Origin of the sequence: Comamonas odontotermitis (assembly GCF_040396735.1) — a bacterium.
Lineage (GTDB): Bacteria > Pseudomonadota > Gammaproteobacteria > Burkholderiales > Burkholderiaceae_C > Comamonas > Comamonas odontotermitis_C.
The window spans coordinates 1-25,225 of record NZ_JBEBNZ010000028.1 but is presented as its reverse complement, the minus strand read 5'-3'; the positions used below and the strand labels follow the sequence as shown (position 1 = coordinate 25,225).

The window sequence follows — 25,225 nt, the reverse complement described above, 5'->3', positions numbered from 1 at the left end:
TGCTCCATGCCAGTGGTGCCGAAGGCACCACTGACTACTCACGTCACGTCAACTTGCGGCAATCCGGTTTGTGCTTCTCCTGCAGCGGCCCGCCCCTTCACGGGGCTCGTCGGTACCGATGTACCGTTTTCTGAACACACCCACCTCCAGGCACCATGACCAAGAATGCAGGGCCAAAACTGCTTTTACGTATTTCATTCAAACTGAAAGTGATCTATGCCCAGTCTTGAAGTTCAGCGCTTGTCCAATGGCGTCCGCCGCCTGACACTAAACAGGCCCCACATGCGCAACGCATTCAATGCGGAGCTGACGCAGGCGATCATGCATGAAATGCACGCTGCCGCCCACGACCCCTACACCCGTGTTGTACTGCTTGAGGGCACAGGCTCTCACTTTTGCGCAGGCGGCGATATGGAATGGATGCGCAACATCCTCGCCACCACCCCTGCGGAAAAAAGGATACAGGCCCAGGCCATTGCCAACATGTACACAACCGTCTATGCCCTTCCTCAACCGTTGGTCGTCGCGGTGCAAGGCGCTGCAATCGGTGGAGGCTTTGGGCTCGCGTGCTGCGCTGATTTTGTGGTCGCGGAAAACACCGCAAAACTAGGCATGACGGAGCCTCGGCTCGGAATTGTGCCTGCAGCCATCTCACCCTATGTCGTCGCAGCAACTGGCGCCCGCGTCGCCAACCGAATTGCCCTCGTCGGCGCCGCAGTAGACGCCCGGCAGGCGCAAGAATGGGGGGTGGTGACCCACATTGTCCAAACCGGGAAGTTGAACGAAGCCGTCGCCGTAGTGTTGCAAGAGCTGCTGCAATGTGCACCAGACGCACAATACCAGACGAAGGCGCTGTTTCGCGCCCTGAGCGCTGGCGCTCCTTCATCCACATGCATACAACAATCAGTAGACGCACTGGTGCAAGCGTGGAGCCAGCCGCAGGCCACGGAGGGTCTGAATGCGTTTCTGTCCAAACGCCAGCCCTCCTGGACACCTGCCGTCGGCATGGAGTAGCCCCTACCCGCAATAGTTGGCGCGTTTCAGGAATTGGATATATTCAAGGCCTTCTGATGACCACCCCGGTGCGAGCAATACCGAGCTGCCGGGGGCTGACCAGCAATGAGGGATAGGTAGATATGGCAAGGCCCATCGGCTCCAACGGCGCAGAGACCATGCGCGCTATTCGCTCCGCCGCAATCAAACGCATCTATCAACATGGTTACGAGGCCATGAGCCTCAGAGTGTTGGCAGCCGATGTCGGCCTGCGCGGCGGATCTCTGCACAACTACATCCCGCAGAAACAGGAGTTTCTGGCTAATTTGCTCGATGAGATCATGGCGGAGTTGCTGCTGGATTTCGAGGAGCATATGCAAGGCGTGACCACGCCGAGCGAGGCGCTCCAGCGGTTTGTAGGTTTTCACATCGAATGGCATACCGAACGCAAGGAGGAAGTATTCATCGGCAACATGGAGCTGCGCAGCCTCTCCCCGGAGCAGCACCAGCGCGTATCGGCCAAACGCAAACGCTATGAACAGCACCTGAAGGACATTCTGGAGCAAGGAAAAGTGCAGGACGGCTGGAGTGTGGAAAACGCCGATGTGACCACCAAAGCCTTGCTTGCACTGCTGACCGGGGTCAGTAACTGGTACCACGCTGACGGAAAATTGTCGCGCGAGCGACTCACCAAAATGTACCAAGCCATGGTCAACCGAATGCTCCTGGCCGAAAAGTAGGAATAGTCAGAGACATCCATACCTGCCACCGGTAATTGCGCCTTCACGCACCTGGCATCTGGCGCGTTCCGCCACCCGCTGCCTTTCACCTTCAAAAGTCCATGGTTCGGGTCAAGCAGGCATGGTTTCGCCCTGACCGGTGGCTGCGCACCTTCCCCTCGTTTGCATAAAGTGCATGGCCTGAGAAAGCCTTCAACCGCTACAGCCATCACTAGCAAGCAGCCCAGAATCACCCCATTGACAATTGGACCTCACTCTGTCTTAATAATCGTACGGTCGTACGCATAATTTATTGAAATCGCGGGCCAACGGCCGACTCTTTCGCCCACCTCAATACCCATTGCTCCAGGAGACCCCTATGACCCCCAATATTGCGAGTGACGAGTGGATCGCATTGCATGCACGCCGCCAACCGCACAAAGTCGCATTGCAAGATAACCGGGTCACGTTGAGCTACGAGCAGGTCAACAGCTTGATTGGCCGCCTGGCATCCAAGCTGGCGGCGCAAGGTGTCAAACCGGGAGATTCTGTCGGCTTGCTGGGGGCTCCAACGCTAGAGTGGGCCGTGGCATTTTTGGCCATCGCACGGCTCGGCGCTGCCCCCGCGGGGCTGAACTATCGGGAGACACCGCAGTGCATCTCGGACCAATGCCAGTCGGCCAATGCGCGCCTGGTATTGCATGACAAGGCACGTCAGACCCATGCCACCTCCACGCAATTGCCGCTCATGCCCTTGGAAGAGGTGCTGCACACATCGCCCGACTTCGCGGCACTCGTGCAGCGCCCCCATGATGCCTCGTCCATTGGCGTCATTCTTTTCACCGGCGGCACAACGGGCGCATCCAAAGCAGTCGTGCTGACGCATGAAAATTTGATGTGGAATATTTTCAATGAGATCGCCGCAGGTCATCTAGGTCCCAACGACAACACACTGGTCGCGACGGCGCTGCACCACTCGGCCGCCCTGAATACATGGCTTTTACCGCATCTGTACCTGGGTGCGTCGGCCACTTTCATGGGTGATTTTGAGCCTCGCCGCTGGATCGAGCTGATGCAGAAATTCAAGGTAACCAACACCTTTACCCCACCCACCATGATTCGCCAAATTCTGGATGCAGCGCGCCCCGGCGATGACTGGAGCAGCTTTGACAAATGGTTTTCCGGTGCGGGATTGCTTTCCAGCAGCGATCGCAAGGAAATGCAGGCCCTCCGGCCAGGGCTCAACATCTACTACCAGTATGGACTGACCGAAGCGGGGCCGATTGTGACCTGCCAAAGCCAGGAAGAGTTTGAACTGAGCCCATCGTCGATGGGACGCCCGGTGCGCCATGTCAAGGTGAAGATCTTGGCAGACGATGGCCGTGAACTGCCCTCGGGTGAAATTGGCGAACTGCTCGTGCAAGGGCCCAACGTGATGCCCGGCTATATGGGCCAGCCAGAAGCAACCGCCCTGGTTCTCCAAGACGGTTGGCTCAAAACGGGCGACTTGGTTGCCATGGACGAGCATGGCTGCCTGACCTTCCATGACCGCGGCAAGGACATGATCAAAAGCGGCGGCCTGAACGTGTTCAGCCAGGAAATCGAAACTGCGATCGGCGCGCACCCCGAGGTCTCCGAGGTCAGCGTTGTCGGCGTCACAGACCCCAAGTGGGGCGAGCGTGTCGTCGCGGTTGTCAGCCTCAAGACTAACGGCGATGTTTCCGAAGAAACCATTCTTGACCACTGTCGCCAACGCTTGGCCGGCTACCAAGTGCCTAAGGAAGTTATCTTTATGCCGGTGGCTGAAGTTCCCAAAAACTATCTGGGAAAAACACTCAAGCGCGAACTGCGCGCCAAGCTCAACGCCATGGTCGTTGGATAGCCCACCATACGGCAGCCGTTAGTTAAGACAGGAATGCAGATATGCGTATTGACAATGACTCCATGTTCGAAGATTTGAAGGACTCCGTATACCGCTTTGCGAGCAAGGAAATCGTCCCACTCGCGCAGCGGATTGATCGTGAAGACACGTTCGCCAGCGATCTGTGGCCCAAGCTGGGCGCCCTGGGCATACTCGGGCCCACAGTCTCGCAAGAGGATGGGGGGCTGGGCCTGGGCTATCTGGCCCACACCATCATTTCTGAAGAGATCTCTCGCGCTTCCGGCTCCGTCGGCATTTCCTACATTGCGCATTCCAATCTGTGTGTCAACCAGATCCAGCTCCACGGCAATGCGGCGCAAAAGCGCAAGTATCTGCCAGACTTGCTCAGCGGCAAGCATGTCGGGGCGCTCGCGATGAGCGAAGCCGGAGCTGGCTCCGACGTAGTTTCAATGAAGCTGCAAGCCCGCCTGGAAGACGGCGTCTACAAACTGCGCGGCAGCAAGCTATGGACCACCAACGGCTGGCACGCAGACACCTATGTTGTGTATGCCAAGACCGAACCCACGGCAGGCAAAAATGGCATCACGGCTTTTATAGTGGAGCGCAACAGTCCCGGTTTCAGTGTGCGCCAGCATATGGACAAGCTAGGTATGCGCGGATCTGGCACCTGCGAGCTGGTGTTCGAAGACACGCCCGTGCCGGCAGAAAATATTCTCGATGCGCCCAATGAAGGCGTTAGGGTGCTGATGCGGGGGCTGGACTATGAGCGCCTGATCGCGGCATCCGCGTGCGTCGGCCTCATGCAGGCGGCGATGGATCTGGTATTGCCGTATGTGGCCCAGCGGCAGCAGTTCGGCCAACCCATCGGGGAGTTCCAACTTGTGCAGGCCAAGCTGGCCGACATGTTCACGCGTCTGAACAGTTGCCGCGCCTACCTGCACACCATGGCGGAAAAGGCCGACCGCGGCATTCCCCTGCGCAAAGAGGCCGCCAGCGTTATCCTCATCGCGGCAGAATCGGCAACCCAATCCGCGCTGGACGCAATCCAGTGCCTTGGCGGCAACGGCTACATGAACGATTACGACGCCGGCCGCCTGCTGCGCGACGCCAAGCTGTATGAGATCGGCGCGGGCACTTCCGAGATTCGCAGAATGCTTATCGGGCGCGAATTGCTTCGCGCCTAATCCCTTTCCCAGACCATTTCGATTCTTCAGGCCCCATATACCCTGCAAACTCTTGAAAAGCAGAGCATCAAGCTCTGCTTTTATGCTTTGCTAATGCTCAACCTTCACCGGCACCTGTTAAGAGACCTGGGATAGCTTGTTGTTAACAGTTGCTGAATCGACCAGCTTTATCAAGATTGATTAAAGGTTCAATTGCTACAGCAGCATATATGTTTGTGAACATATGCAACAAATCTACTACAGTGTTCGAATGGCTGGGGCAGTCACCGTGAAATCGGCTTCGGGCTGGTTGCTGTCGTTCATCCCAGAAATTCGAATGACTGCTATTGCTCAGCGCAGTCATTACACCAAGACTATCGAGAAGGTCTGCTCTGCATCTCAGAGCTGTCAAGGGCGTGTGACAACCACCCAGTTACTGCTTTGGCGTTTGCCGAACTGGAGCTATCGACCCATTGTTGTCATCCGTGCCTCGTCAGCTGATGCCCGCTGTGCAGCGTTCTGCGACTGTCGCAGAACGACCCGTTGCTGCCGTTCAAACTTTGTCTATCTCAGCAGGTTTTCTTTTGCCTGGTGACCGTGGCAACAAAAAACCGCCTGGAGGCGGTTGTGTTGGGAAGCTATTTTGAATCCTGGCAGTAAGGACATTGGCATACAGAGGGCCCTTTTGGCGCCCTCTGAGGGAAGTAAGGGTTGTCTGGCAACAGCGCCTCCACTTTCCGTAGTGACTTGAAGCCAAATCTCCGCATTCCTAGAAGCTTATGGGGATACAGTTCTGCCACTTGCTCAATGGTCGTGGCGCCGTGCGCTGCTAGGAGTTTGACGATGCGTGGGGACAGATGGCTGAGGGAATTTTTCATTCTGGCCACCTCTCTTGATCCACTCTTCGACAAGTTGAGACTTGGCTGCTTTAAAAACGGATAGCTTTCTCTAAGCAAGCTTGAATGCCAAGGAGGGTGAGGCTTGTTGGCCTTGCTCCTGATCCTGCTTGTCCTTGTCTGAGGGCGGTTTTTTGTCCTGCTCCTGAGGGGATGGGATGCCAGTCATCTTGAGCATCATCTTGGTGTTGTCCCAAAAGGATGCAGGAGGGTAGGCTGAGAATTTGAACATGTAGACCTCCGGTCTATTGCGGCGAATCGAGATGGATTGCCTAGACCCACAGTACTCTCTTTAATCCCCTAAATCCTGATTACACAAAGACTTACTCCTGGAGTCGGCTAGCTGTAGGCTACGCCATTTAAGCAATGGGTTTTGATGAACTGAGTCCTAGAAGATGACAGTCTGCTTCTGGCCGGAAGCTGCCCGATGTTGCTTTACTTGACCACCAGTGCAGGCGGGAAAATCATCATGGAGGCGTCGAGTGGGGCTCGACAGTGGGAAATTTCCAAAATGCGAAATTTCGCAAGTTGCAGGGGGATCGCCAAACTGACACCCCCTTCCAGTCGGAATAATTTTTGGAATATTTTTCACCCGTTTTTGTTGTCGCGCGGTCGTCGTGACGCACACGATGAGGCTTTTTAAGGAGCCTGTATGGCAACAAAAATCTACCGCGGCGTGAAGATTACGCTGAGTTCCTACGAAAACGGTGATCCTGGCATTTGGTGGCCACTCGCCCATTTGGAGGACGCAGTGTTAGGGCCGATGCAATTTTGAGCAGCATAAAGGCCGTTTCCGAAGCCACCAGCAGCACACCCAGCTCCATCATGGTGACGCCGGAGACCATGAAGATACCTGTCGCATTGCCCAGCGAGCTGAACACGACGCGGCCCCAGTGTGAGCGAGTTGGAGATTGCGAGAAGCACGGCTGGCCCGGGCGAAAACGCCATGAACAGTGACACGCCCAAGAACATCAACCAGGTTGATACATGCATCTTTCAGCCTCTTTTTCTATGCTCCTGTCGGCTGTGTGTTGCCCAATTTGGGGACTCAACTCCGTGTTAGGGCGTAGTCGTGACACAGGCCTGCCGGCGCATAGTCATCGTTGTAACGAAACATTGTTTTGTTATTGGTGAGTGAAAAACTATTCCTGATCCGCGTGCAAATGCGGTATGGATTTGGCTGATTGATGGATGCAGGTTCCGGCAGGCGATCCTGTGTGAGCCTTCCCCATACTCCGAGGCTACACAGCACTTTTACGTGGATTTCATGGTGTTGTAGGCAGCTGTTGTATATGGCATCGCTACTATTTCTTTTTCCCGCAGCGCTGGTTCAGTGGCGATCAAGGCCTTGACTTGGCTTTCAATGTGTTTGCGTATCGGTTCGGGAAGAGCCGCAATAAAGCTCGTTGAGCGCACTCTGTTCAGTATGACGTCCTCCGCCGACCCTCGGTGCATGTTCGAAAAATACTGCTCCTGAAGCGGGCCGAAGCCTTGGGCGGGAAAGACCCGGCGCCATGCGCCTGTGGCGTATCGCGGAGCATCTCCCTCCACCTGGTCTACGATGGCATTGAGTTGTCGAACCCATGCCTCCCTGTCATCCCGCAGATTCCACACCAGTCCCAGTTGGCCACCAGGTTTGAGCACACGGTGGATCTCATCAAGCGCTTGAGTGGTAGCGAACCAGTGAAATGACTGGGCGCAGACAACGGCGTCCACAGAGTTATCAGGTACAGGAATGCGCGTTGCGCTGCCCTCCAGGGCCTGTGCGGAAGGGAGCTCAGTACGAAGCTTTTCTAACATTTGGGCCACCGGCTCAACGGCGATGACGGTTGCACCGGTAGCAATGAGTCGCCGAGTGAATTTGCCGGTACCGGCCCCCAGGTCAATGACCGTTTTACCGTCCCTGAGACCAAGCGAGCTGGCTAGCCAAGCGGAAATTTCCTGGGGGTAGTCGGGCCTGCCGCGCGCATAGGCTTTCGAGGCGATCGCGTAGCCATCAGAAGCTGCTTGATGGACATCGTGAGTTGGCTTTGAGGATGTAGGCATTGCATTGAGCTCTCACTTGCTTTAAAAATTCATTCTACGGATACGCAAGGAATCTCATGCCATTGAGCAGCTCTAACAAGCGCATGGTGCGGTATGCACCGCTGACTGCTCCGATTTGTCATTTACACAGTAACTCGCATTGATTTATCCACAATGATCCAGCCTATTGGCTGGAACTGGTGCCTCGACGCCAGATTGCAAAGGCCTATATGTCAACTCCCACCGTTACACCGGGGCTTCTCTACCACGATGCGCCTGCAGCAATTGAATGGCTTTGTCACACGTTCGGATTCCAAAAGCGCACTGTGATTCCGGGGGATGGTGACACTATCTTGCACGCGCATCTCACTCTGGGCAACGGCGGCGTCATGCTTAGCTCTGCGGAGGACTACCCGTTTCCCAACCTGTGTAAGTCTCCGCGCGAACTGGGTGGAGCAGGCAGTGTCGAAATCATCGTCTACGTTCCCGATCCCGACACGCACTACCGGCACGCGGTGGATGCCGGAGTGGAGGTAGTGATACCCATTGAAGACAAGCCGTACGGTGGCCGCGGCTACTCCTGTAAGGATCTCGAGGGCTATGTCTGGGTTTTTGGCTCCTACAACGCATGGACCGATGCGTGACGACAAGAAGCTGGGGAGCGCTCAGCCCGGCGCCTCGCTAACCGCTCAGAACCGCAAAATTTCCCCGCTCCCGAAGTGACGGCTACTCCTTAGAGTGACTAGCACCACCAGTTCACAAAGCGTGCGCAGATGGTTGCTGCTGCCAGTTTCAGCAGCACTTCGTGGATATGTATACGGATCGCGCGAGATGGGCGAACTGGCCTACACTTTCGGGTCTAAGCCTATACTCGGAATGCCCGCCACGGCCATCGTGAGGGGCTATCGCGATATGGAGATTGAGGGCGTACGCATCTTGATGTCAGGCCAGTGGCGGGGCATCACCGGGACGCCTAAGCAATGTTCCAGCGGCGAGGGCCATCGAGCCTGCCATCGGGCACATGAAGATGGATGGGCGGCTGGGCCGCAATATCCGCTCAAGGGTGCGATGGGCGATGCCCTGCGCACGGTGACGTGCGGTGCGGGCACGACCTGCGTATAGTCTTTGCCGTGCTGCGGCTTCTATGCACCCGCTTCAGGTTGTTGATGCAGGCTATCACCGGAAGCACTAGTCGTCGCTTCCGGTGATAGCCGACACGATTGCGTCTGAGAGCGGAATTATTCAGGGCGGACTGATTAACCGCGACGCTGTGCCAAGCGTGGCCGCCGCATACCTATCCCCGCCACCAGCAAGCCCAGCAGTGCCAGCGCCCAGGCATTGAGCGCAGGCACCGCCGCCGCGTCGGGCGCATTCAGCGTTACCTGCGCGCTGGCGGCCGCATAGTCGCCGCTGCCGCTGTAGTTCACCGTCAGCGTCTGCGCGCCCGGGGGCAGTACATCGGTGGTCAAGGTTGCACTGCCAGTGGCATCCAGATTGGCCACCAGCGCAGCCTTGGCCCCGCCAGCCACGGTCATCGTCACCGTGCCTGCGGGTGTGCCCGTGCCGGGCGCCACCACCGCCACCTTGACCTGGACAGAGGCCGTGCCGCCCAGCGCTACCGATGTGGGTGCCGTAATGCTGACCGTCGTCGAGGCCTTGCCTACTGTCACCGTCTGTGCGTTGCTGGTCGCGCCGTTGGTATTAGTATCGCCGGTATAGACCGCTGTGATCGAATGCGTTCCCACGCCCAGGCCGGGCACCGTGCACTGCGCTTGCTGCGCGGCCACGGGCAGCGCGGTGCAGCCTGCCAGAGGTGCGGTGCCATCGTTGAACGTGACCGTGCCTGCGGTACCCGCCGTCAACATTGCCGTCAGCACCACCGGCTGGCCGTGCACGGGCGCAGCAGGTGCCGTAAGAGTGACGGCTGCCGCAGCCTTGCCCACCGTGACCGTCTGCATGCCGCTGGCGGAACCACTGGTATTGTTGTCGCCCGAATAGGTCGCCATGATCGAATGCGGGCCTACGCCCAAGCTGGGCAGCGTGCACTGCGCTTGCTGTGCGGCCACGGGCAGTGCCGTGCAGCCTGCCAGCGGCGCGGCGCCATCATAGAAAGTCACCGTGCCGCCCGCACCCGCAGTCAGCGCCGCCGTCAACGTTACCGTCTGGCCATAGGCTGGGGCGGCTGGGCTGATGGACACCGCTGTGCTGCTGGCTGCTTTGCTGATGGTGACAGCCAGCGATTGCTGCTGTGCCGCCGCGTAGATACCGCCTGCCGCCTGGTCGGCCAGCACGATGCAGATACCCGCACCCTGCATGCTGATCGCTGAGCCATTGGCGCCACCTGCGCTGCAGATGCTTGCGCTCGCTAGTGCCACCGAGAACGTGACCGGATTGGACGATGCACCGCCCGTGGCCGATACGGTGAACTGGCCACCCGGTGCAAATACCGGACTGGCAGGCGTTGCCGCAAAACCGGTGATCGTCTGCGGGCACGATGGTGTAGAAAACACCACGCTATTGCCGTTGATCGCAATGGTGCCCATCAGCCCAGGGTTCGCGCCCGTGTAGTCAAAACTGAAATCAGCCGCTTGGAACCCGGCAATGCTGCCAGCAGAAATCAACGGATACGACACGCCGCACGTGGAGGCTGGCGTGGCCCCATCGCTCAGGTGAAACGTGAAGCTGCCGCTGCCAGACTTCGTTAACGCGCCCGTCAGCGCCAGCAAGTCTGATGCAGCGGGTGTGGCGCCTAGCTGCATGTTGATCGCGCCACCTGCCGCCCAGGCAAGCGAGCTAGCGCGCAGTGTGCCCACGCTGCCGCCAGGGGCACCAGGAGCAATCGCGCCGCCGCTGGCCAGTGCAACATCGATGGCCTTACCCGTGCCAGACAACAGCCCGCCACTGGGCACATTGATCTGGTTCTGCGTGCCCGTGGCCAGCACGCCGTTCAGCTGCAAAGAGCCAGTTTGAATCAGCGACGAAGCGTCGCCCGCAGGCAGCAGCGACAGCGGATTGCCGCTGCCCACAACAATATCTGCGCCCGAGTCCAGCACCACCTGTCCACCAGACCCGGCTGCGGCCACGATGCCCGCCAAGCTGAGGCGCTGGTCGCTGGCCATTTGCACGGTGCCGCTGCTGGCAGAAACAGAATTGGTAGTAACAACGTCGCCACCCATCCCGGCAAGCCTTACCACACCGCTCGTTCCATTTATTTTATCGGCTTGAATGACACCGCTGTTGTTGACCATCTGCGTAAACAGGCCCGACGTTGCACTGGCCTCCAGCACCACAGTGCCAGCATCTGCCAGCAGAGTGCCCGTATTGGTCACGGCAGTGCCACTGCCCGAGGTGATGCCGCCGGTGATCGAGACATTGGTCACATTGCTGCCGTCAAAGTCGACTATTGCGTGCCCTGCGCCTTTCAGAAACATGCGCCCCGTGCCAGCACCGATGGTGCCGGAATTACTGATGCTCCCCCCGAGCAAGCCCACTGTCCCACCGGCGGCGGCTTGGATGGTGCCCTGATTGATGACGGAGCTAGCCGTTGCAGACAGATTATCAAAGTGAAAACTCTGCGCACCGCCGCCCAGCGTGGTGGGATCCATATCGAGCGTACTGGCCAGCAGGCCGCCAGCAATCACCTGACCTCCTTGGCCAAACACAATGCCTGCGGGATTAACCAGGAACACATGGCCGTTAGAGGAGAGAGCGCCAAAAATCTGGCTGGCTGTTGGCGAACTTGAACCGATACCAATACGGATCAAGGCAATGGAGTTGGCGCCAGGCTGGACGATGTTGACGGTTGCATTCGAGGCAATGTCGAATGAGGTGAAATTGATTGCGACTTGCGCGCTGCTTTGATTGATGGTCAGCGTGGTTCCCACTGTATTGACCGTGGCGGTTCCTGTAATGATGGAGTTGCCAGCAGGCAAAGTCCCCGCGGCAGGCCCGGCCGCAAATACGCCAGGGCTGGTCAGCAGCCAGGCAAAGGCGCAGCCCAGCCACCACAGGCGGAGCAGGTATTTTTGACCATGACCCCAGGCAGATCTTGCGGTGGCAGCTCTCATTTTGAAATTTGCTGGATACAGATGCCGATAAGTTTATACATTTGTTTGCAATCTGTCATATCCACATTTTGGGCGACAGGGCGAACCCGTGGAGCCGTGGCCCGGTGGCGGACGGTACATCGGTAGTGATCACAGGGGCAGAGTTCACTGGCGCAGAGGCCGTGGAGTTCGGCCGCGTTGGTAAGACTGGCTAAAACGACCGATCCATGAACCGAGAACGGATAGATGATTGCAGCGGCTCAACGTGAGCAAGGTTTGATGAATGTTGAGCCTCCTTTCGAATCGGATCCGCAGCTTTCCGAATCCAGCAAGCCACGCGTGGATGCGCTCGACAACCCAGCGGTGTTTGCCAAAGGAGTGTCGCAAGCGCTGGCCACAGGCACTGCAGAGTATCCACGTTTCGCCAGAGGCGCGCCAAGCACCATGGACATCTGGCGTCCGTTGGTTCCTACCCCATGGAACAGAATCACTTTGACGCTCGCGTGAGGGTTTCGGTAAGTGTCAAGGTGGACGTGATGACCTCGCCACTGCCACCATTCCTCCACGGGCTCATGACCCGGTTCGATATGGAACTTCTGGGGAAGAAAGGCTTGCATTTCGCGCCAGACGGGTTGGGCTGCATAAGTCAACTGCTTCCGCGCGCAGCAACAGGTTTATGTCGACTCATGGGCCACCTGACGTCACTCAAAGCCGAACATCTGACAGGAGAGAAAATATTCAACTATGTGTATGTAAGAATTACGTCTCTATTCAAACTCGACTGATCCATGAATACGAGCGCCAGCGCCGCTATCGTCATTCGACGCTTTCCTCAACTGAATGGCCTCAGGCCTTCCCTGTTATCTCGGAATTGCGCCAGCTTGACGAAGCCGAGTTTCTCCGACGAACCCTCAGACAATCCCATTCCGGGTATGAATTGGTCGGAGCCTTCAGGGGCAGCGAACTTATCGGCGTCTTGGGAATGCGACCAGTCCACACCTTGGCACGCGGGGCGTATCTGCATGTCGATGATTTGGTGGTCGCGGCGGAGGCACGGGGAAGCGGTGCAGGGCATGCCCTGATGGAGTTTGCCGAAGCGGACGCGTGCGCGCGCGAAATGAGTGCCGTATTTCTCGACGCGAGACCAGAAGCCGTCGCGTTCTATGAGCGTCGAGATTTCGTGCTTCATCCTGCACCGTCGATGAAAAAGATCCTCTAGTCACAGGCCCGGCACAGGGAGGCATCTGTCTGAAGGCAGCTCTCCTGGGACCGCTCCTGGCCGAAGCCGGGCCTAGCTACCAGTGGGCGCAACACCGCAAAGCTGACTTTCGGGGCTGCACCTTGAGAGTCCGGTTGAGGACAGGCCGCCAACGGGTACGGGCCGTTGTCAGTCGGCCAGAAGTTGCCACATCTCTCTGTCGAGAACAGACCTTCAAGGCTTGACCTATATGGTTCAGATGACCTTTGGTGCTGGAAAACAGATAAGGGCCCCGTCTTTTAGTCGCGCAGGACCATCTCACCCGTCCGAGGGTTGGTAAGAGTTGTATTCTCCAGCGCTTGTATGCGCCATGCCGCATCCTGTCTTGTGAGCACTGCTTGGATCACCGTATCTATTACGTGTGGCCCGACCGGATGGCTTGCGCCTGCAGTTAGACGGCTCCAGAAATGTATAACAGCAACGCCCTCCGCAACGCAGGCAATATCTATTAGCTCGTTCCGCAACGTCGAATCGCGATAGATCGTCTCATGGATGGGGGCATGAAGCGCCACTATCTGTTCAATGCCTCGGACATAGTGGCCAAAGCGATTGACAAACGTGGCATCTTGACAAAACAAGCGGCCGAAAGCGTCCATGTCGTGATCATTCCAGGCTGCTTGAAACGCAGCGACCACGTCTTCAGGTGTCTTCATACTGATCATGGGACTCCGTATTGCCCCGTGTATTGGCGCAAGACTGCGAGTGTAAGGGATCGATCTGAGGCCGAAGTTACTCGATCTCGCAATGAACGCCTTTGCCATCGTGGCTGATTGACAGGGAGGCTTAATCCGTTAGCTACGGACTGAATGGTTTCTTGCTTGACACCTTGGATTCGATGCGTGTCAGACCGCTTTGCGGTTGATAAGAGAATGTCTCCTTAGGATCGAACTGGTACAGTCACTATCGGCCACAACCAGCCATTCCCCCCTTCCTCAAAGCAGACCTTTCTAGCCAAACCACTGTATAAACATCCTTAGTACATTTGTACTATTGCATAGTACAAATGTTTCTGCGTGTAATTAGGTCACTGCAACGGTGGCCTGCGTTTCTTTACTTCATCGGGCCACTTCTTCATCGCTGATGCAAGAGGGCTATTGATGAAATTGAACAAATTAGTTGCCCGGTGCCTGCATTCGGCGTCTGAGGGACGTGCAAATAGGCATTTGAGGCTTTCCCCCACACTCAGCGCTTTGGCGCTTGCTCTACTTGGTAGTCAAGGAGCCCAAGCCGTAGATTGTGTGAGCGGAGTTGCTTATGCCTATACCGGCCAGTCGGTGGACTGTACCGTGCCGCAAGGGGTTACGTCGATGGCCGTCACCGTGATTGGTGGTGGTGGTGGTGGTAACGGCAAGACAGATAACTTTGCTTGGGCCAGTCATGCAGCCGCGGGCACAGGCTACATCACAGTGTCTCCTAATGATGCGCTTCTGCTCAGTACAGGAGCTGGGGGGCATTCAAACGGTGGTGGTGGAAGCAGCAGCATTATCAACCGTACTACCAGCACCATTTTGGTTGTATCCGGCGGCGGTGGCGGTGGCTGGGCAGGCGGCTCTGCAGGCGCAGGCGCAGGTGCAGGGGGCGGCTCTAGTGGACCGTTAGGCGGAATCGGGGGTTACAACGATGGCACCGGTGGACTTGGTGGCATGGGTACGGGAGGCTCGGGGGGGAATGGGGGAACAGGTGGACGCAGTCTCGCTGCTGCTCAGGGAGGAAATGCTACAGGCATTGCGACAGGAGGTGGAGGTGGTGGCGGCGTAAGTATTCAAGGCCCGGGGAATGGGGGCACAGGATTCAATGGTATATCCATCTCTAGTGTGGGTGCCTTCGGTGGTGGCGGCGCCGCCAGTAGTAATTTTGGGCCTGGTGGTGGTGGTGGTGGCGGTGGTTACGGTGGTGGAGGTGGGGCTGGTAGTGAAGGTAGCCCATCTGCTTTTTCCACTACCGGCGGCGGCTCGGGAAGCAGCTATGGGCCTGGCATCGCATTCGTTACGGTCAGTTCGGGACCGGGGGCTGGAGGCGGCTGGAGTACTGCAGGCCAAAATGGCTCCATCTGGCTGAATTTCACGTCTTGGGCTTTTTCGTCCTTGAATAGCGGCTCCGTAGGCTTCGCCTATGCCCAGACTATTACAGCCACCGGAGGAACTGGCAACATTGCCTATGCCATCACTTCGGGCAGCCTACCTACAGGGCTGACACTATCTTCTGCTGGTGAGCTCTCTGGCACACCAACGGCTGGCGGCAGCTTTAACTTTACAGTCACTGCAACTGACTCTGCTGCATCACCGGGCCCATTCAAGGGTAGTTATCAATACGCCTTAGTAGTTGACCCGGCGACTATTGCAGCGCCGAGCCCCGCTGCACTACCTGCGGGTACAGAAGGTGCTAGCTATTCGCAAACGCTCACGACCTTAGGGGGTACTGCACCGTATAGTTTTGCTGTGACTAACGGGGCTTTGCCCAATGGCATAACGCTGTCACCTGCCGGCGTGCTATCTGGCACGCCTACCGCTTATGGCACGTTCCCAATTGAGGTGACTGTAACTGATGCCTCGACAGGCACCGGCCCCTACAGCAGCCCTCCCACTGCCTATAGCCTTGTCATTGCCCCAAGCGTCCATAGCGTGGGCGGCAATGTGTCTGGCCTGGCAGCTGGCAAATCGGTGGTCTTGCAAAATAATGGCGGGGACAACCTGTCTGTGTCGGCTAGCGGTTCGTTTGCTTTCTCTGCACCAGTTGCGAATGGGAGTGGCTATGCAGTGACCGTGCTGACCCAGCCTGCAGACCAGACCTGCACCGTAACCCAAGGTAGTGGAACCATGGGAGCCAGCAACGTGAGCGACGTGGCTGTGAGTTGTGTTTCGGGCTTGTCCATCTCGACGGCAGGTTTCGGCAATTTACAAGTGGGGCATGACCTGTCGGGCGTGCAGTTGAGTGCCGCTGGTGGAAGCGGTAGCTACACCTGGTCTGCGGCTGATGCGACCCAACCATTGCCTGCGGGCTTGAGTCTGTCTGCATCTGGCTTGCTCACGGGAACGCCCACCACAGCAGGCGCCTACACCAGCTCGGTGACTGTGACAGACAGCGGCGGAACATCCCAGCAAATGCTCATGACCACTAAGGCTGCAAATGCGGTCAGCCAAGTGTTCTCTGGCACGGTGGCTGCGGCAGTTGCAACTCCCACAGCAACTCCGGTGCCGTCACTGGGCGCTTGGGCTGTGGTGCTTCTGAATCTCATGGCTGCAGCGCTGGGTGCACTGGGTCTGCGTTGGAGAAGAAGGTCTGCAGGCTTAACGGATAGCACACCAAAACATCACTAGGCCACCTTCGGGCGGCTTGTTTGCTTACGGCGCGAGTTGGCGAATGACTGCTTTGCCAAAACGCGAACTTCCGCTTTGGGTCGTTTGCGTGAGCTCGAAGTCTTGAGGAGCCGTCATTAGACCGGCCGAAACGGAGTGAACTGAGCACCGAAAGTGACGATGTCGGCAGTACCTTCCACATCAGTCATTCCTGCCGCTTCGGTCTCGGTTACTCAATGACTGCAATGCTGCCCGGACTGTGAGTTCAGCTTGTGGCAGCGATCGCCAGCAACCGCTGCATAGTCGACATTTATATGAAGAAATTCACAAAACATCATCAAAGAGCTTTCTTGCAAGACAAAACGAAAAAGCCCCAGAGCATTTCTACCCTGAGGCTTGACGTTTGGTGCGGCTGGCAGGAATCGAACCCACGACCCCTTGGTTCGTAGCCAAGTACTCTATCCAGCTGAGCTACAGCCGCAATTCTTGCTCCATCATCTATCAAACAGATGACTTCACTATCAACATCTGAAACTGTTTCACTCTTATCCACATCCAACAATCAAGGATTGTTTTTTGTGGTACTTTAAGTGGTACAGAAATCAAATTCTTTTGCAAGTCGTTGATTTCAATCAGAACTTGGCGGAGAGGGAGGGATTCGAACCCTCGGTACGCTTGCACGTACGCCTGATTTCGAGTCAGGTACATTCGACCACTCTGCCACCTCTCCGCAGCGCCGAAGCTGAAATTATAGCAGGCAATTTGCACCTCTCAGGAAGAAACGCAGATTTCTGAAAAATGGCGTCCTTGATGGTCCAACCACCCTGCCCTGGAGACCATGGCTGTGCGAGCTGCAGTCATGGATAGAGAGAAAGCTTAGCCCGGTTCAACGCAAAGATGCCAAATCGACTGCACTGGCCATGGCTGCATACCCTTCGCCACTGGGATGAAGGTGATCGCTGGAGTCGTATAAAGAGGCAGCAGGCGAGTTGGCTGAGCACAATTTCGTAGCGCTAGACCGCAATCAATCATCGCATCGCTCTTGCCAATACAAACCGTAGCGGCGCATTGGTATGGGTCAGCACCGTTGTCTCCTGCCTGGGCACACAATTCCAAACCGCCGCGGGTTTGATACCCGTCGGCACCCGTGCCAGCTCTTGCGGGGTCACACCGCTGAAGCCCAGAAAGGGTAGACCGGCGCCTCAAGCCGAGCGTCATGCTCCGTCGCAATGGCTGGCACGGAAAGCCCCGAGAATGAGCCCAGCACTACCTATGCTTCGTACCAGCCGCGTGTTTGATTCACTACGCGCACGACCAGCAGCATGACCGGAACTTCAATGAGCACGCCTACAACGGTGGCCAAAGCTGCACCCGATTGCAAACCGAACAGGCTGATGGCTGCGGCCACCGCAAGCTCAAAGAAATTGGATGCACCGATCAAGGCCGATGGGCAGGCAATGCTGTGCTTTTCGCCCACCGCGCGATTGAGCCAGTAGGCCAAGGCCGAATTGAAGAACACCTGAATCAGGATCGGCACGGCCAGCAGCGCAATGACCAGCGGCTGCTGCAGGATGGCATTGCCCTGGAAGGCGAACAGCAGCACCAGGGTGGCCAGCAGCGCCACCATCGACCAGGGGCTGATGGCCGCCAGCGCACGGTCAAAGGCCGCCTGACCTTTGACCAACAGCCTGCAACGCAGCCACTGCGCAAGCACCACAGGCACCACGATGTAGAGCAGCACCGATACCAGCAGTGTTGCCCAGGGCACCATGATGGCCGACAGGCCCAACAGCAAACCCACCAGAGGCGCGAACGCGACGATCATGATCGCGTCGTTAAGGGCTACCTGTGACAGCGTGAAAAGCGGATCGCCCCCGGTGAGGCGGCTCCAGACAAATACCATGGCCGTGCATGGGGCAGCAGCCAGCAGGATCAGCCCGGCGATGTAACTGTCGATCTGCTCCGGAGGAAGCCACGGCGCAAACACATGGCGAATGAATACCCAGCCCAGCACGGCCATGGAGAATGGTTTGACCAGCCAGTTCACGAACAGGGTGACGCCGATGCCCTTCATGTGGTGGCGCACCTCGTCCAGTGCGCCAAAATCCACCTTGACCAACATGGGGATGATCATCACCCAGATCAGCAGACCCACCGGCAAATTGACCTGCGCCACTTCCATGGCGCCGATGCCCCGGAACAGGCCAGGAAACAGATGACCCAAGGCAACGCCGGCAACGATGCACAGGAACACCCAGAGCGTGAGGTAGCGTTCGAAGATGCCCATCGAAGAGCTGCCCGCTTGCAGGGAGGCAGCGTCACAGGTTCGGTTCATGGCGTTCATTGTGCGGAGAGTTCGCGTGCCGTGTTCTGCAAGGCAGCCTGGTGGAGCTTTTCAGCGGGTAGGTTCACCAATAACCCCAGACGCTTTCGCATCAGGAGCATGGTTTGCCGGAAGGACTCTCTCTTTACCTCAGGCGGCGCATCGACTTCGGATGGATCGGCGTATCCCCAATGGGCCGTGGCCGGATGGCCAGGCCATACGGGACACATCTCGCCCTTGGCGTTGTCGCACACGGTAATCACCAAGTCCATCTGAGGCGCATCGGGTCCGGTGAATTCATCCCAGCTCTTGCTGCGCAGGCCCTCCACGGCAATACCTGCGCGCCGCAGCACTTCCAGGGCCAGGGGGTTGGGCTGCTGGTTCTCGCGAGGGCTGCTGCCCGCCGAATAGGCCTTGAAGCGACCTTGCCCCAGGTCATTGAGCAAAGCCTCGGCCAGGATGCTGCGCGCCGAATTGTGGGTGCAGAGGAACAGCACATTCAGGGGAGTGACGGTATTTGTCATGTTGGTTCAGCTGCAAGTCTTGGCGGTGTGGGCCGTGGCGCGAGGCCCGCAGCAACTGGATGCTGCGGCTGGGGTGGCAATTGCAGGTGAACAGCAGGCGGCCGCTGCAGGAGCTGCGGGGGCAGCCGATTCATTGAACAAAGGGATGTTACCCAGCGAGTGGAAGTGCGCCCATGCCACGCCTTGTGGATCAGTGATCCAGTGCTTTTCACTGCGGGCATAACAGCAGGTGGTTACGCCTTCCTCGAGCATTGCCATGTCGGCCGCTTCTGCCCGGGCCTTGAGTGCATCCCGTTCGGCTGCATCATCGACCTGGAAGCCCAGGTGATCGAGCCCAGCCCCGGCATGGCCACAGGTGGAGATGGCGAAATTGACGCGTGGGTCTTCCAGCATCCACCTTCCATAGTCGCTTTCCACGCGGGTAGGCCCGGCACCAAAGAGTCGGGAATAGAAAGCAATATTCTGGAGCAGATCATCGACGTGCATGTGAACGTGAAAGCGCTTCATCGTGTTGTCCGTCAGCAATGGCACGAAGCGGCAGAGGCTGGGCTGCAGACAGTGCCCTGGCAGCAGTTTTCTGTGAGGTAGCCGAGCAGGGAATTCATGGCCTCGAACGAGGCGCGATACACCAGATTGCGCCCCTGGCGCTCCTGGGAAATCAGCTCGGCATTGGTCAACTCCTTGAGATGGAACGACAAGGTGTTGGCGGCAATGCCCAGTTGCTCAGCCAGTACGCTGGGTGTCAAGCCTTCAGGACCCGCGACGACCAACGCACGAAAGGTGCGCAAGCGGGCCTCCTGGGCCAGGGCTGCAAGAGAACGGATGACCGCAGTTTCTTTCATGGTTCAATATTTCAACTTTTATTGAATTATTGAGCAAGGCTTGAAGTATTGCAAGCCCTTTCAAGACTCCCTGTGGTTGGTGTGCGAGCACCCAGTCGTATTGGTCTGCCGCTGACCAACGGCACTCCAAAAGCATAAATTTGACATCTGTGATAGACTGCATTCCGGATCCGGGCATGCTTGCCCCCTGATTCGATCCCCTTCGGTGCTGGGTTTCTCACACCCTCCTCGCGCACTGTCCTAGGCAAGCTACAAGCCATAATAAATTCCTAGGTTCGGCTTTTCCGTATTTCTGTTTTTATTTCTGGCGCACAGAACTCCACTGAGATGTATGTGGAGCGCGCATCCATGTTTAAATTTATCAAAGACACCAAAAAAATATCTCGCTATTTCGTCTCGCCGGGAGTTTGCAAGCAAGCCGATGGCAAATTCAAGTCTGCCGTATCACTGAAATCCGGCCAAGGCTCACTCGCTCAAGACACCGTGTACACCTTCTCCATGCTATTTGAGACAGCTCAGGAGGCGGTCGACCACGCCAGGCATGAAGGCATTCATCTTGCCCTCATGAAATAAGGCCCCAGGCCATCATTAAGGATATCCATTGAGCAAAGAAGACCTAATTGAAATGCAGGGGAAGATCGAAGAAATCCTTCCTGATGCAAGGTATCGAGTGAACCTTGACAACGGCCATTCGCTGGTTGCCTACACGGGCGGCAAGATGAGAAAACACCGCATCAAGATCATTGCCGGAGACAATGTAACCGTTGAAATGTCCCCCTATGATTTAACCAAAGGGCGGATCACCTTCCGGCACCTGGCACCTCGATCAGGCCCTGCCACCGGGTCGAAGAATTTCCGTAAACGGTAAACATGCAAGCGCCCTCCCTTGGAGGGCGTTTTTTTGCATATTCCCAAGTGCATCGGACATACCCCTGATAGGTTGTCGCTTGATGGCCTTGCCCAACTAAAAACGCCGCGCCGGGCCCCCAGCAATCGCCCAAAGCGTAAGTCTTTGTGCAATCCGGTTTAAGGCTATTAAAAAGAGTACCGTGGGGGCAGGCAATCCATCCTGATTCGCCGCAATAGACCGGAGGTCTACATGTTCAAATTCTCAGCCTATCCTCCTGCTTCCTTTCGGGACAAGACCAAAATGATGCTCAAGATGTCGGCGCCCCCTTTCTCCCAAGAGCAAGACAAAAAGCGACTCGCAGACAAGGAGAAGCAGGATCAGGAGCAAGGCCAGGGGCCCATCTCTCGGTGACAGCCAAAATCGTTCAGCACCGGCCCAGTTCATCTCCATCCCATATCGACGCACCTTTTCGCCTGCCGCCAGGAAAATTCAGTGGCATTTCCGACCCCTGCAGATATATTGGTCAGGTTTTTTGAAATTGAGCCCAGATTGCAGCAAATTGCTTGCTAACCCACAAGAGGCAATGAGCAGAAATCTAAATACGCTAAATACCAAATTGGGGAGTGCAAAAAATGAGACCCAATCTCAAACCTAAGTCTTCGGGACTGCCCGGAACCGTTACCCAGAAATCACGATTGGACAGTGAGCGAATCTCTTACTCCAACGAAACGCCCCCCACTCGCCAAACCTGGAAAGAGCGACCTGAATATGAAGGTAGTGAGCTTGCTTACCGAGGAAAGGTGAGCAAGAGCATCTTGACGCTATCGAGAGCCTCATGATCCGTTATGAACTGTTAGCCAAGAGCCACTGACGCAATCCAGCAAATTGCGAATATTCGGTTGAGACCACGCACCAAGCTGCGTTCGGCCAAGCCCGTGTCTCACCCGATCGTTGGAAGCAATGCAGAGGATCCGCACCAGTGATCTTCGGAGGTAACCGATCCAACCGTTCCAGTTGGCACAACCTAATCGCCTCCGCGTCTTAACCACCTGATTGCGCTGCACCGATGCCAGATCGCCGTCAATGCAGTGCTGTATACGTATGGGTTCGTGGTGCGGCAGTGCCCCGCCTGCGCCTGTCCGATTTGCGCATGCACCGAGCATTCCGCACGGGCACGCAGGAGCAATGCAACATCGCCGTCAAACCATGGCAGCATCGAACGACTCGGGCCGCCGTGCAAGCAGATGAGACAGCCGTTGAAGGCCCGCCTGCAAGCGTCCCCGGTCCTTGATGCAACCCAAGGAGATCCGAATTGCATTCACGGATCCGCTCCCCATTGCGAATGCCTCCGCCGGCGTGACTGCGATACCTTCGCTGCCAGCCACGCGTGCAAGCTGAGCTGAGCTCCAATAGCCCGGCAACTCCAGCCATACATGCAGGCCGTCTCCGGCACCATCGTACCGACCTGCCAGAATATCCCGCGCCATCCGGTGGCGCAGGCGCGCTTCTTTGCGCACGCCCTCCATCAAGCTGTCAGCCGAACCATCAAGAATCCACTGAGTGGCCAGTGCGGCCATCAGAGGAGCGTCCATCAGCGCAAATGACCTCAGTGCGACCAGGAAGCGTTCACGCTCGAGCAGGTCAGGTATCAGCACGAAGGCCACACGCAAGCCGGGCGTCAGGCATTTCGACAGGGTCGAGATGTAGTACACCTGCTCCGGGGCAAAGGCGGCAATGGGCGGCGGCGGAACATCGGCAAGGAGCCAGTAGGGATCGTCCTCGACGATGCGCACCTGGCAGCGCTTTGCGATGCTGGCGATTTCCCTGCGCCGGTGTTCAGGAATAGTAACGGCTGTCGGGTTCTGCAATGTCGGATTGAGGTAGATCAGCCCAGGCTTGTGCAGGCGGCACGCTTGCTCCAACATTTCGGGAATCATCCCGCGCTCATCCGCCTCCACTGCAATGATTCGCCGGCCGAATTGAGCCACTGCGGCCCGCAAGCCCGGATAACTCACAGCTTCTGCCAGGATCGCATCGCCAGGTTCTGTCAGGGCAAGGATCAATGCAGCGATCGCCGCTTGCGCACCCGGGCTGACGACAAGCTGCCCAAAATCCAGAGGCCCCAACATTGGTTCAAGCCATTTGGCTCCAGCCTTGCGGTCGGAGTCGCTTCCCCCGCCCAAGTGGTAAGTCATCAGCAAGTCAGTATCTGCCCGCATCAATACTTGCGACAACCCTTGCTTCAACATGTCGTCGAAATCTACGCCATCTGGCGGAGGTGGAGTATTCATGCTCAAGTCGACGATTGAGGTCAATTCGACTTTCGGCGCCGCGACATAGGTCCCCCGAGCGCCGCGGCCCTCCAACAGGTTGCGGCGCCTGGCTTCGTCGTATGCGCGTGTGACCGTCGTCAAATCCACTTCCAGAAGTGCCGCCAACTGGCGCTGCGGAGGCAGCCGGTCACCCGGCTTCAGCGTTCCCTCTACCAGCGCCGCCTGCAGCGCATCCGCAATCTGCAAAAAACGTGGCCCGCCGTGCACGGTCAATCGCGGCAACCAGACTGGCAAATTTTCATCTCGCATGGTTTTCGGCTGGGACAATTTGTCTCCATGTATGGAAATTGCTTTTAAGTAATATGCCTCAGAACGTGCGGCAGCCCCATCCTTGCATGGCGGTCGTTGGCGTTTCACCGCTTTCACCTGGGAAGCAGTGCTCTTCACGATAGATAGTGTCAGATCACAGGCCGGAAATACTCAAAATGATCGATTGGATCCCTATAGTCTTCGTCACCTTCAAGGTCCTCATGTTCGGCACATGCATGTTCTTTGCCATCAAGTGGCACTACGACCAAGGTACAAAAGGAAAGGACAAGCGCGCCGTGCTGCGCGCAGGCAGCATGGTGGTAGCAGTCTTCGCGTTATCACTCCTCGGCCTGGGGCTCGTCACGTTCACCCTGATGAGGATGCTCGGTTTGGACTTGAGCTTCCCATGATGGCTCAGAATGGCTGCCCGATATCCAGTGACGGGCCCGCCATTCCCCGATACGGCTGTTGAACTGCATCAGCAGACAAGGCCGAGATCGCCATTGGCAATCAACATCGGGCATTACGGTGGGGCTGTCCACCGGCAAGCCGCCAGCTTTGCACGGCTGACGGCTCATTACAACTGGCCCAGGTCCCGCAGCAACATTGGCCCAATCGCATCCAGAGTCGAGCTCAAATCTGCAAACAGCTCCTTGGCTGTTCGCAGCGAGCCAACCCATTCCAGCTTAGCGGGCCTTATGGGCTCGGCGGAAATCAGCTCCCGCGAATCCCACCAGGACAATGGACAACAGTATCAACGCCCACTGATTCAATGTTGGAACGGGTGCAGGCGCACCTGGATTCCCCCCAGTATCCTGCTGTACCAGTGTGTTGGTCACATTGATGGTGAGCGCCGCCGAAGGACCGATGGCCGTGGTCGGGTTGGGACTGATGCTTGGCGCACCAGACCATGTATACCCGGCCGGCGCAGTGGGCGGCGTATTTTCGGTGATGCTGCAGGTATCACCATCGATGAACCGCAGTGCAGGGGCGGTTCCGGTGGTAGCTCCTGCGGCCACGGTGACGGACCAGTTCTGCGGCGCCTGCGCACCGCAGGTGATTACGCCGGTGAAGGTCATCGCTGCTGGCAAGCCAGCCGCTGGCCCGCCGCTGACTGTCTTCACCACAGTCAGCGTACTCGTAGTGGCTTGCAGTGTATTGGTCACATTGATGGTGAGCGCCGCCGAAGGACCGATGGCCGTGGTCGGGTTGGGACTGATGCTTGGCGCACCAGACCATGTATACCCGGCCGGCGCAGTGGGCGGCGTATTTTCGGTGATGCTGCAGGTATCACCATCGATGAACCGCAGTGCAGGGGCGGTTCCGGTGGTAGCTCCTGCGGCCACGGTGACGGACCAGTTCTGCGGCGCCTGCGCACCGCAGGTGATCACGCCGGTGAAGGTCATTGCTGCTGGCAAGCCAGCCGCTGGCCCACCGCTGACTTTCTTCACCACAGTCAGCGTACTCGTAGTGGCTTGCAGTGTGTTGGTCACATTGATGGTGAGCGCCGCCGAAGGACCGATGGCCGTGGTCGGGTTGGGACTGATGCTTGGCGCACCAGACCATGTATACCCGGCCGGCGCAGTGGGCGGCGTATTTTCGGTGATGCTGCAGGTATCACCATCGATGAACCGCAGTGCAGGGGCGGTTCCGGTGGTAGCTCCTGCGGCCACGGTGACGGACCAGTTCTGCGGCGCCTGCGCACCGCAGGTGATTACGCCGGTGAAGGTCATCGCTGCTGGCAAGCCAGCCGCTGGCCCACCGCTGACTTTCTTCACCACAGTCAGCGTACTCGTAGTGGCTTGCAGTGTATTGGTCACATTGAT

General features: G+C 57.4%; 19 protein-coding genes, 2 tRNA genes and 3 pseudogenes. 12 read left to right on the top strand and 12 right to left on the bottom strand.

The window, feature by feature from the left end; genetic code table 11:
* Positions 1 to 216: 216 nt before the first annotated feature.
* The 4 genes from ACH2DG_RS18045 (at position 217) to ACH2DG_RS18030 (ending at position 4,778) form a co-directional block, all read left to right on the top strand.
* Positions 217 to 1,014 (top strand): enoyl-CoA hydratase-related protein, encoded by a 798-nt coding sequence (locus ACH2DG_RS18045; RefSeq protein ID WP_395027801.1) that lies wholly within the window; start codon positions 217 to 219, stop codon positions 1,012 to 1,014.
* 122 nt (positions 1,015 to 1,136) lie between these two features.
* Positions 1,137 to 1,733: a TetR/AcrR family transcriptional regulator C-terminal domain-containing protein gene (locus ACH2DG_RS18040; protein WP_395027799.1), complete on the top strand. Its 597-nt coding sequence runs from the start codon at positions 1,137 to 1,139 to the stop codon at positions 1,731 to 1,733.
* Positions 1,734 to 2,091: 358 nt separating this feature from the next.
* Complete coding sequence (locus tag ACH2DG_RS18035; protein ID WP_395027798.1) at positions 2,092 to 3,594, top strand: class I adenylate-forming enzyme family protein; 1,503 nt, start codon at positions 2,092 to 2,094, stop codon at positions 3,592 to 3,594.
* Between the two features lie 41 nt (positions 3,595 to 3,635).
* Entirely contained in the window at positions 3,636 to 4,778 is a 1,143-nt protein-coding gene (locus ACH2DG_RS18030; protein ID WP_395027797.1) for an acyl-CoA dehydrogenase family protein, read from the top strand.
* Positions 4,779 to 6,907: 2,129 nt separating this feature from the next.
* On the opposite strand, the gene ACH2DG_RS18025 is transcribed toward ACH2DG_RS18030, so the two are convergent.
* Entirely contained in the window at positions 6,908 to 7,699 is a 792-nt protein-coding gene (locus ACH2DG_RS18025; protein ID WP_395027796.1) for a class I SAM-dependent methyltransferase, read from the bottom strand.
* A 209-nt stretch (positions 7,700 to 7,908) separates the two neighbouring features.
* Between ACH2DG_RS18025 and ACH2DG_RS18020 the strand changes: the two genes are divergently transcribed.
* The gene (locus ACH2DG_RS18020) at positions 7,909 to 8,322 is read left to right on the top strand and encodes a VOC family protein (RefSeq protein WP_395027794.1); all 414 of its coding nucleotides are present in this window, start codon (positions 7,909 to 7,911) and stop codon (positions 8,320 to 8,322) included.
* A 235-nt stretch (positions 8,323 to 8,557) separates the two neighbouring features.
* Positions 8,558 to 8,800: pseudogene (locus ACH2DG_RS18015) on the top strand (IS5/IS1182 family transposase); the annotation flags it as partial.
* A gap of 134 nt (positions 8,801 to 8,934) precedes the next feature.
* Here ACH2DG_RS18015 and ACH2DG_RS18010 read toward each other — a convergent pair.
* Together ACH2DG_RS18010 and ACH2DG_RS18005 are read right to left on the bottom strand one after the other, a co-directional pair.
* Positions 8,935 to 11,745: a beta strand repeat-containing protein gene (locus ACH2DG_RS18010; protein WP_395027793.1), complete on the bottom strand. Its 2,811-nt coding sequence runs from the start codon at positions 11,743 to 11,745 to the stop codon at positions 8,935 to 8,937.
* Between the two features lie 144 nt (positions 11,746 to 11,889).
* Positions 11,890 to 12,096: pseudogene (locus tag ACH2DG_RS18005) on the bottom strand (hypothetical protein); the annotation flags it as partial.
* A 304-nt stretch (positions 12,097 to 12,400) separates the two neighbouring features.
* On the opposite strand from ACH2DG_RS18005, the gene ACH2DG_RS18000 reads away from it, so the two are divergent.
* A complete protein-coding gene (locus ACH2DG_RS18000) occupies positions 12,401 to 12,943 on the top strand; it encodes a GNAT family N-acetyltransferase (protein WP_395027791.1) in 543 nt (180 codons plus the stop codon).
* A gap of 278 nt (positions 12,944 to 13,221) precedes the next feature.
* Here the strand turns inward: ACH2DG_RS18000 and ACH2DG_RS17995 are convergent, their stop codons facing one another.
* A complete protein-coding gene (locus ACH2DG_RS17995) occupies positions 13,222 to 13,644 on the bottom strand; it encodes an SgcJ/EcaC family oxidoreductase (RefSeq protein WP_395027789.1) in 423 nt (140 codons plus the stop codon).
* Between the two features lie 435 nt (positions 13,645 to 14,079).
* On the opposite strand from ACH2DG_RS17995, the pseudogene ACH2DG_RS17990 reads away from it, so the two are divergent.
* A pseudogene (locus tag ACH2DG_RS17990) lies at positions 14,080 to 15,534 on the top strand (putative Ig domain-containing protein); the annotation flags it as partial.
* Between the two features lie 264 nt (positions 15,535 to 15,798).
* Entirely contained in the window at positions 15,799 to 16,299 is a 501-nt protein-coding gene (locus ACH2DG_RS17985; RefSeq protein ID WP_395027830.1) for an Ig domain-containing protein, read from the top strand.
* A gap of 383 nt (positions 16,300 to 16,682) precedes the next feature.
* Here ACH2DG_RS17985 and ACH2DG_RS17980 read toward each other — a convergent pair.
* The 6 genes from ACH2DG_RS17980 to ACH2DG_RS17955 form a co-directional block, all read right to left on the bottom strand.
* Positions 16,683 to 16,759, bottom strand: a tRNA-Arg gene (locus ACH2DG_RS17980).
* Positions 16,760 to 16,918: 159 nt separating this feature from the next.
* Positions 16,919 to 17,008: transfer RNA gene (locus ACH2DG_RS17975), tRNA-Ser, on the bottom strand.
* A gap of 540 nt (positions 17,009 to 17,548) precedes the next feature.
* The gene (gene arsB, locus ACH2DG_RS17970) at positions 17,549 to 18,613 is read right to left on the bottom strand and encodes an ACR3 family arsenite efflux transporter (RefSeq protein ID WP_395027787.1); all 1,065 of its coding nucleotides are present in this window, start codon (positions 18,611 to 18,613) and stop codon (positions 17,549 to 17,551) included.
* A 5-nt stretch (positions 18,614 to 18,618) separates the two neighbouring features.
* On the bottom strand, positions 18,619 to 19,125 hold the full coding sequence (locus ACH2DG_RS17965; RefSeq protein ID WP_395027785.1) for an arsenate reductase ArsC: 507 nt from the start codon (positions 19,123 to 19,125) through the stop codon (positions 18,619 to 18,621).
* 6 nt (positions 19,126 to 19,131) lie between these two features.
* On the bottom strand, positions 19,132 to 19,632 hold the full coding sequence (locus tag ACH2DG_RS17960; RefSeq protein ID WP_395027784.1) for an ArsI/CadI family heavy metal resistance metalloenzyme: 501 nt from the start codon (positions 19,630 to 19,632) through the stop codon (positions 19,132 to 19,134).
* 11 nt (positions 19,633 to 19,643) lie between these two features.
* Positions 19,644 to 19,967: an ArsR/SmtB family transcription factor gene (locus tag ACH2DG_RS17955; RefSeq protein ID WP_395027783.1), complete on the bottom strand. Its 324-nt coding sequence runs from the start codon at positions 19,965 to 19,967 to the stop codon at positions 19,644 to 19,646.
* Positions 19,968 to 20,315: 348 nt separating this feature from the next.
* Between ACH2DG_RS17955 and ACH2DG_RS17950 the strand changes: the two genes are divergently transcribed.
* Positions 20,316 to 20,540: a hypothetical protein gene (locus ACH2DG_RS17950; RefSeq protein ID WP_395027782.1), complete on the top strand. Its 225-nt coding sequence runs from the start codon at positions 20,316 to 20,318 to the stop codon at positions 20,538 to 20,540.
* Positions 20,541 to 20,568: 28 nt separating this feature from the next.
* Complete coding sequence (gene infA / locus ACH2DG_RS17945; RefSeq protein WP_395027781.1) at positions 20,569 to 20,835, top strand: translation initiation factor IF-1; 267 nt, start codon at positions 20,569 to 20,571, stop codon at positions 20,833 to 20,835.
* 1,181 nt (positions 20,836 to 22,016) lie between these two features.
* Here the strand turns inward: infA and ACH2DG_RS17940 are convergent.
* Complete coding sequence (locus ACH2DG_RS17940; RefSeq protein WP_395027829.1) at positions 22,017 to 23,399, bottom strand: PLP-dependent aminotransferase family protein; 1,383 nt, start codon at positions 23,397 to 23,399, stop codon at positions 22,017 to 22,019.
* A 176-nt stretch (positions 23,400 to 23,575) separates the two neighbouring features.
* Here ACH2DG_RS17940 and ACH2DG_RS17935 point away from each other — a divergent pair, with 176 nt between their 5' ends.
* Positions 23,576 to 23,809, top strand: coding sequence for a hypothetical protein (locus tag ACH2DG_RS17935; protein ID WP_395027779.1), 234 nt, complete (start codon positions 23,576 to 23,578; stop codon positions 23,807 to 23,809).
* Positions 23,810 to 24,085: 276 nt separating this feature from the next.
* On the opposite strand, the gene ACH2DG_RS17930 is transcribed toward ACH2DG_RS17935, so the two are convergent.
* Positions 24,086 to 25,225: IPTL-CTERM sorting domain-containing protein (locus ACH2DG_RS17930; RefSeq protein ID WP_395027777.1), on the bottom strand; the 1,140-nt coding region annotated here is incomplete at its 5' end.

Excerpts from the sequence above, each read along its gene's own strand:
- ACH2DG_RS18010 (WP_395027793.1), bottom strand. The coding sequence starts at position 11,745 with ATGAGAGCTGCCACCGCAAGATCTGCCTGGGGTCATGGTCAAAAATAC.
- ACH2DG_RS18045 (WP_395027801.1), top strand. The coding sequence starts at position 217 with ATGCCCAGTCTTGAAGTTCAGCGCTTGTCCAATGGCGTCCGCCGCCTG.
- ACH2DG_RS17965 (WP_395027785.1), bottom strand. The coding sequence starts at position 19,125 with ATGACAAATACCGTCACTCCCCTGAATGTGCTGTTCCTCTGCACCCAC.
- ACH2DG_RS18035 (WP_395027798.1), top strand. The coding sequence starts at position 2,092 with ATGACCCCCAATATTGCGAGTGACGAGTGGATCGCATTGCATGCACGC.
- ACH2DG_RS18040 (WP_395027799.1), top strand. The coding sequence starts at position 1,137 with ATGGCAAGGCCCATCGGCTCCAACGGCGCAGAGACCATGCGCGCTATT.
- ACH2DG_RS18025 (WP_395027796.1), bottom strand. The coding sequence starts at position 7,699 with ATGCCTACATCCTCAAAGCCAACTCACGATGTCCATCAAGCAGCTTCT.
- ACH2DG_RS17985 (WP_395027830.1), top strand. The coding sequence starts at position 15,799 with ATGGGAGCCAGCAACGTGAGCGACGTGGCTGTGAGTTGTGTTTCGGGC.
- ACH2DG_RS17960 (WP_395027784.1), bottom strand. The coding sequence starts at position 19,632 with ATGAAGCGCTTTCACGTTCACATGCACGTCGATGATCTGCTCCAGAAT.
- ACH2DG_RS17955 (WP_395027783.1), bottom strand. The coding sequence starts at position 19,967 with ATGAAAGAAACTGCGGTCATCCGTTCTCTTGCAGCCCTGGCCCAGGAG.
- ACH2DG_RS17935 (WP_395027779.1), top strand. The coding sequence starts at position 23,576 with ATGATCGATTGGATCCCTATAGTCTTCGTCACCTTCAAGGTCCTCATG.
- ACH2DG_RS18000 (WP_395027791.1), top strand. The coding sequence starts at position 12,401 with ATGTCGACTCATGGGCCACCTGACGTCACTCAAAGCCGAACATCTGAC.
- ACH2DG_RS18030 (WP_395027797.1), top strand. The coding sequence starts at position 3,636 with ATGCGTATTGACAATGACTCCATGTTCGAAGATTTGAAGGACTCCGTA.
- ACH2DG_RS17940 (WP_395027829.1), bottom strand. The coding sequence starts at position 23,399 with ATGCGAGATGAAAATTTGCCAGTCTGGTTGCCGCGATTGACCGTGCAC.
- ACH2DG_RS17950 (WP_395027782.1), top strand. The coding sequence starts at position 20,316 with ATGTTTAAATTTATCAAAGACACCAAAAAAATATCTCGCTATTTCGTC.
- arsB (WP_395027787.1), bottom strand. The coding sequence starts at position 18,613 with ATGAACCGAACCTGTGACGCTGCCTCCCTGCAAGCGGGCAGCTCTTCG.
- ACH2DG_RS18020 (WP_395027794.1), top strand. The coding sequence starts at position 7,909 with ATGTCAACTCCCACCGTTACACCGGGGCTTCTCTACCACGATGCGCCT.
- ACH2DG_RS17995 (WP_395027789.1), bottom strand. The coding sequence starts at position 13,644 with ATGATCAGTATGAAGACACCTGAAGACGTGGTCGCTGCGTTTCAAGCA.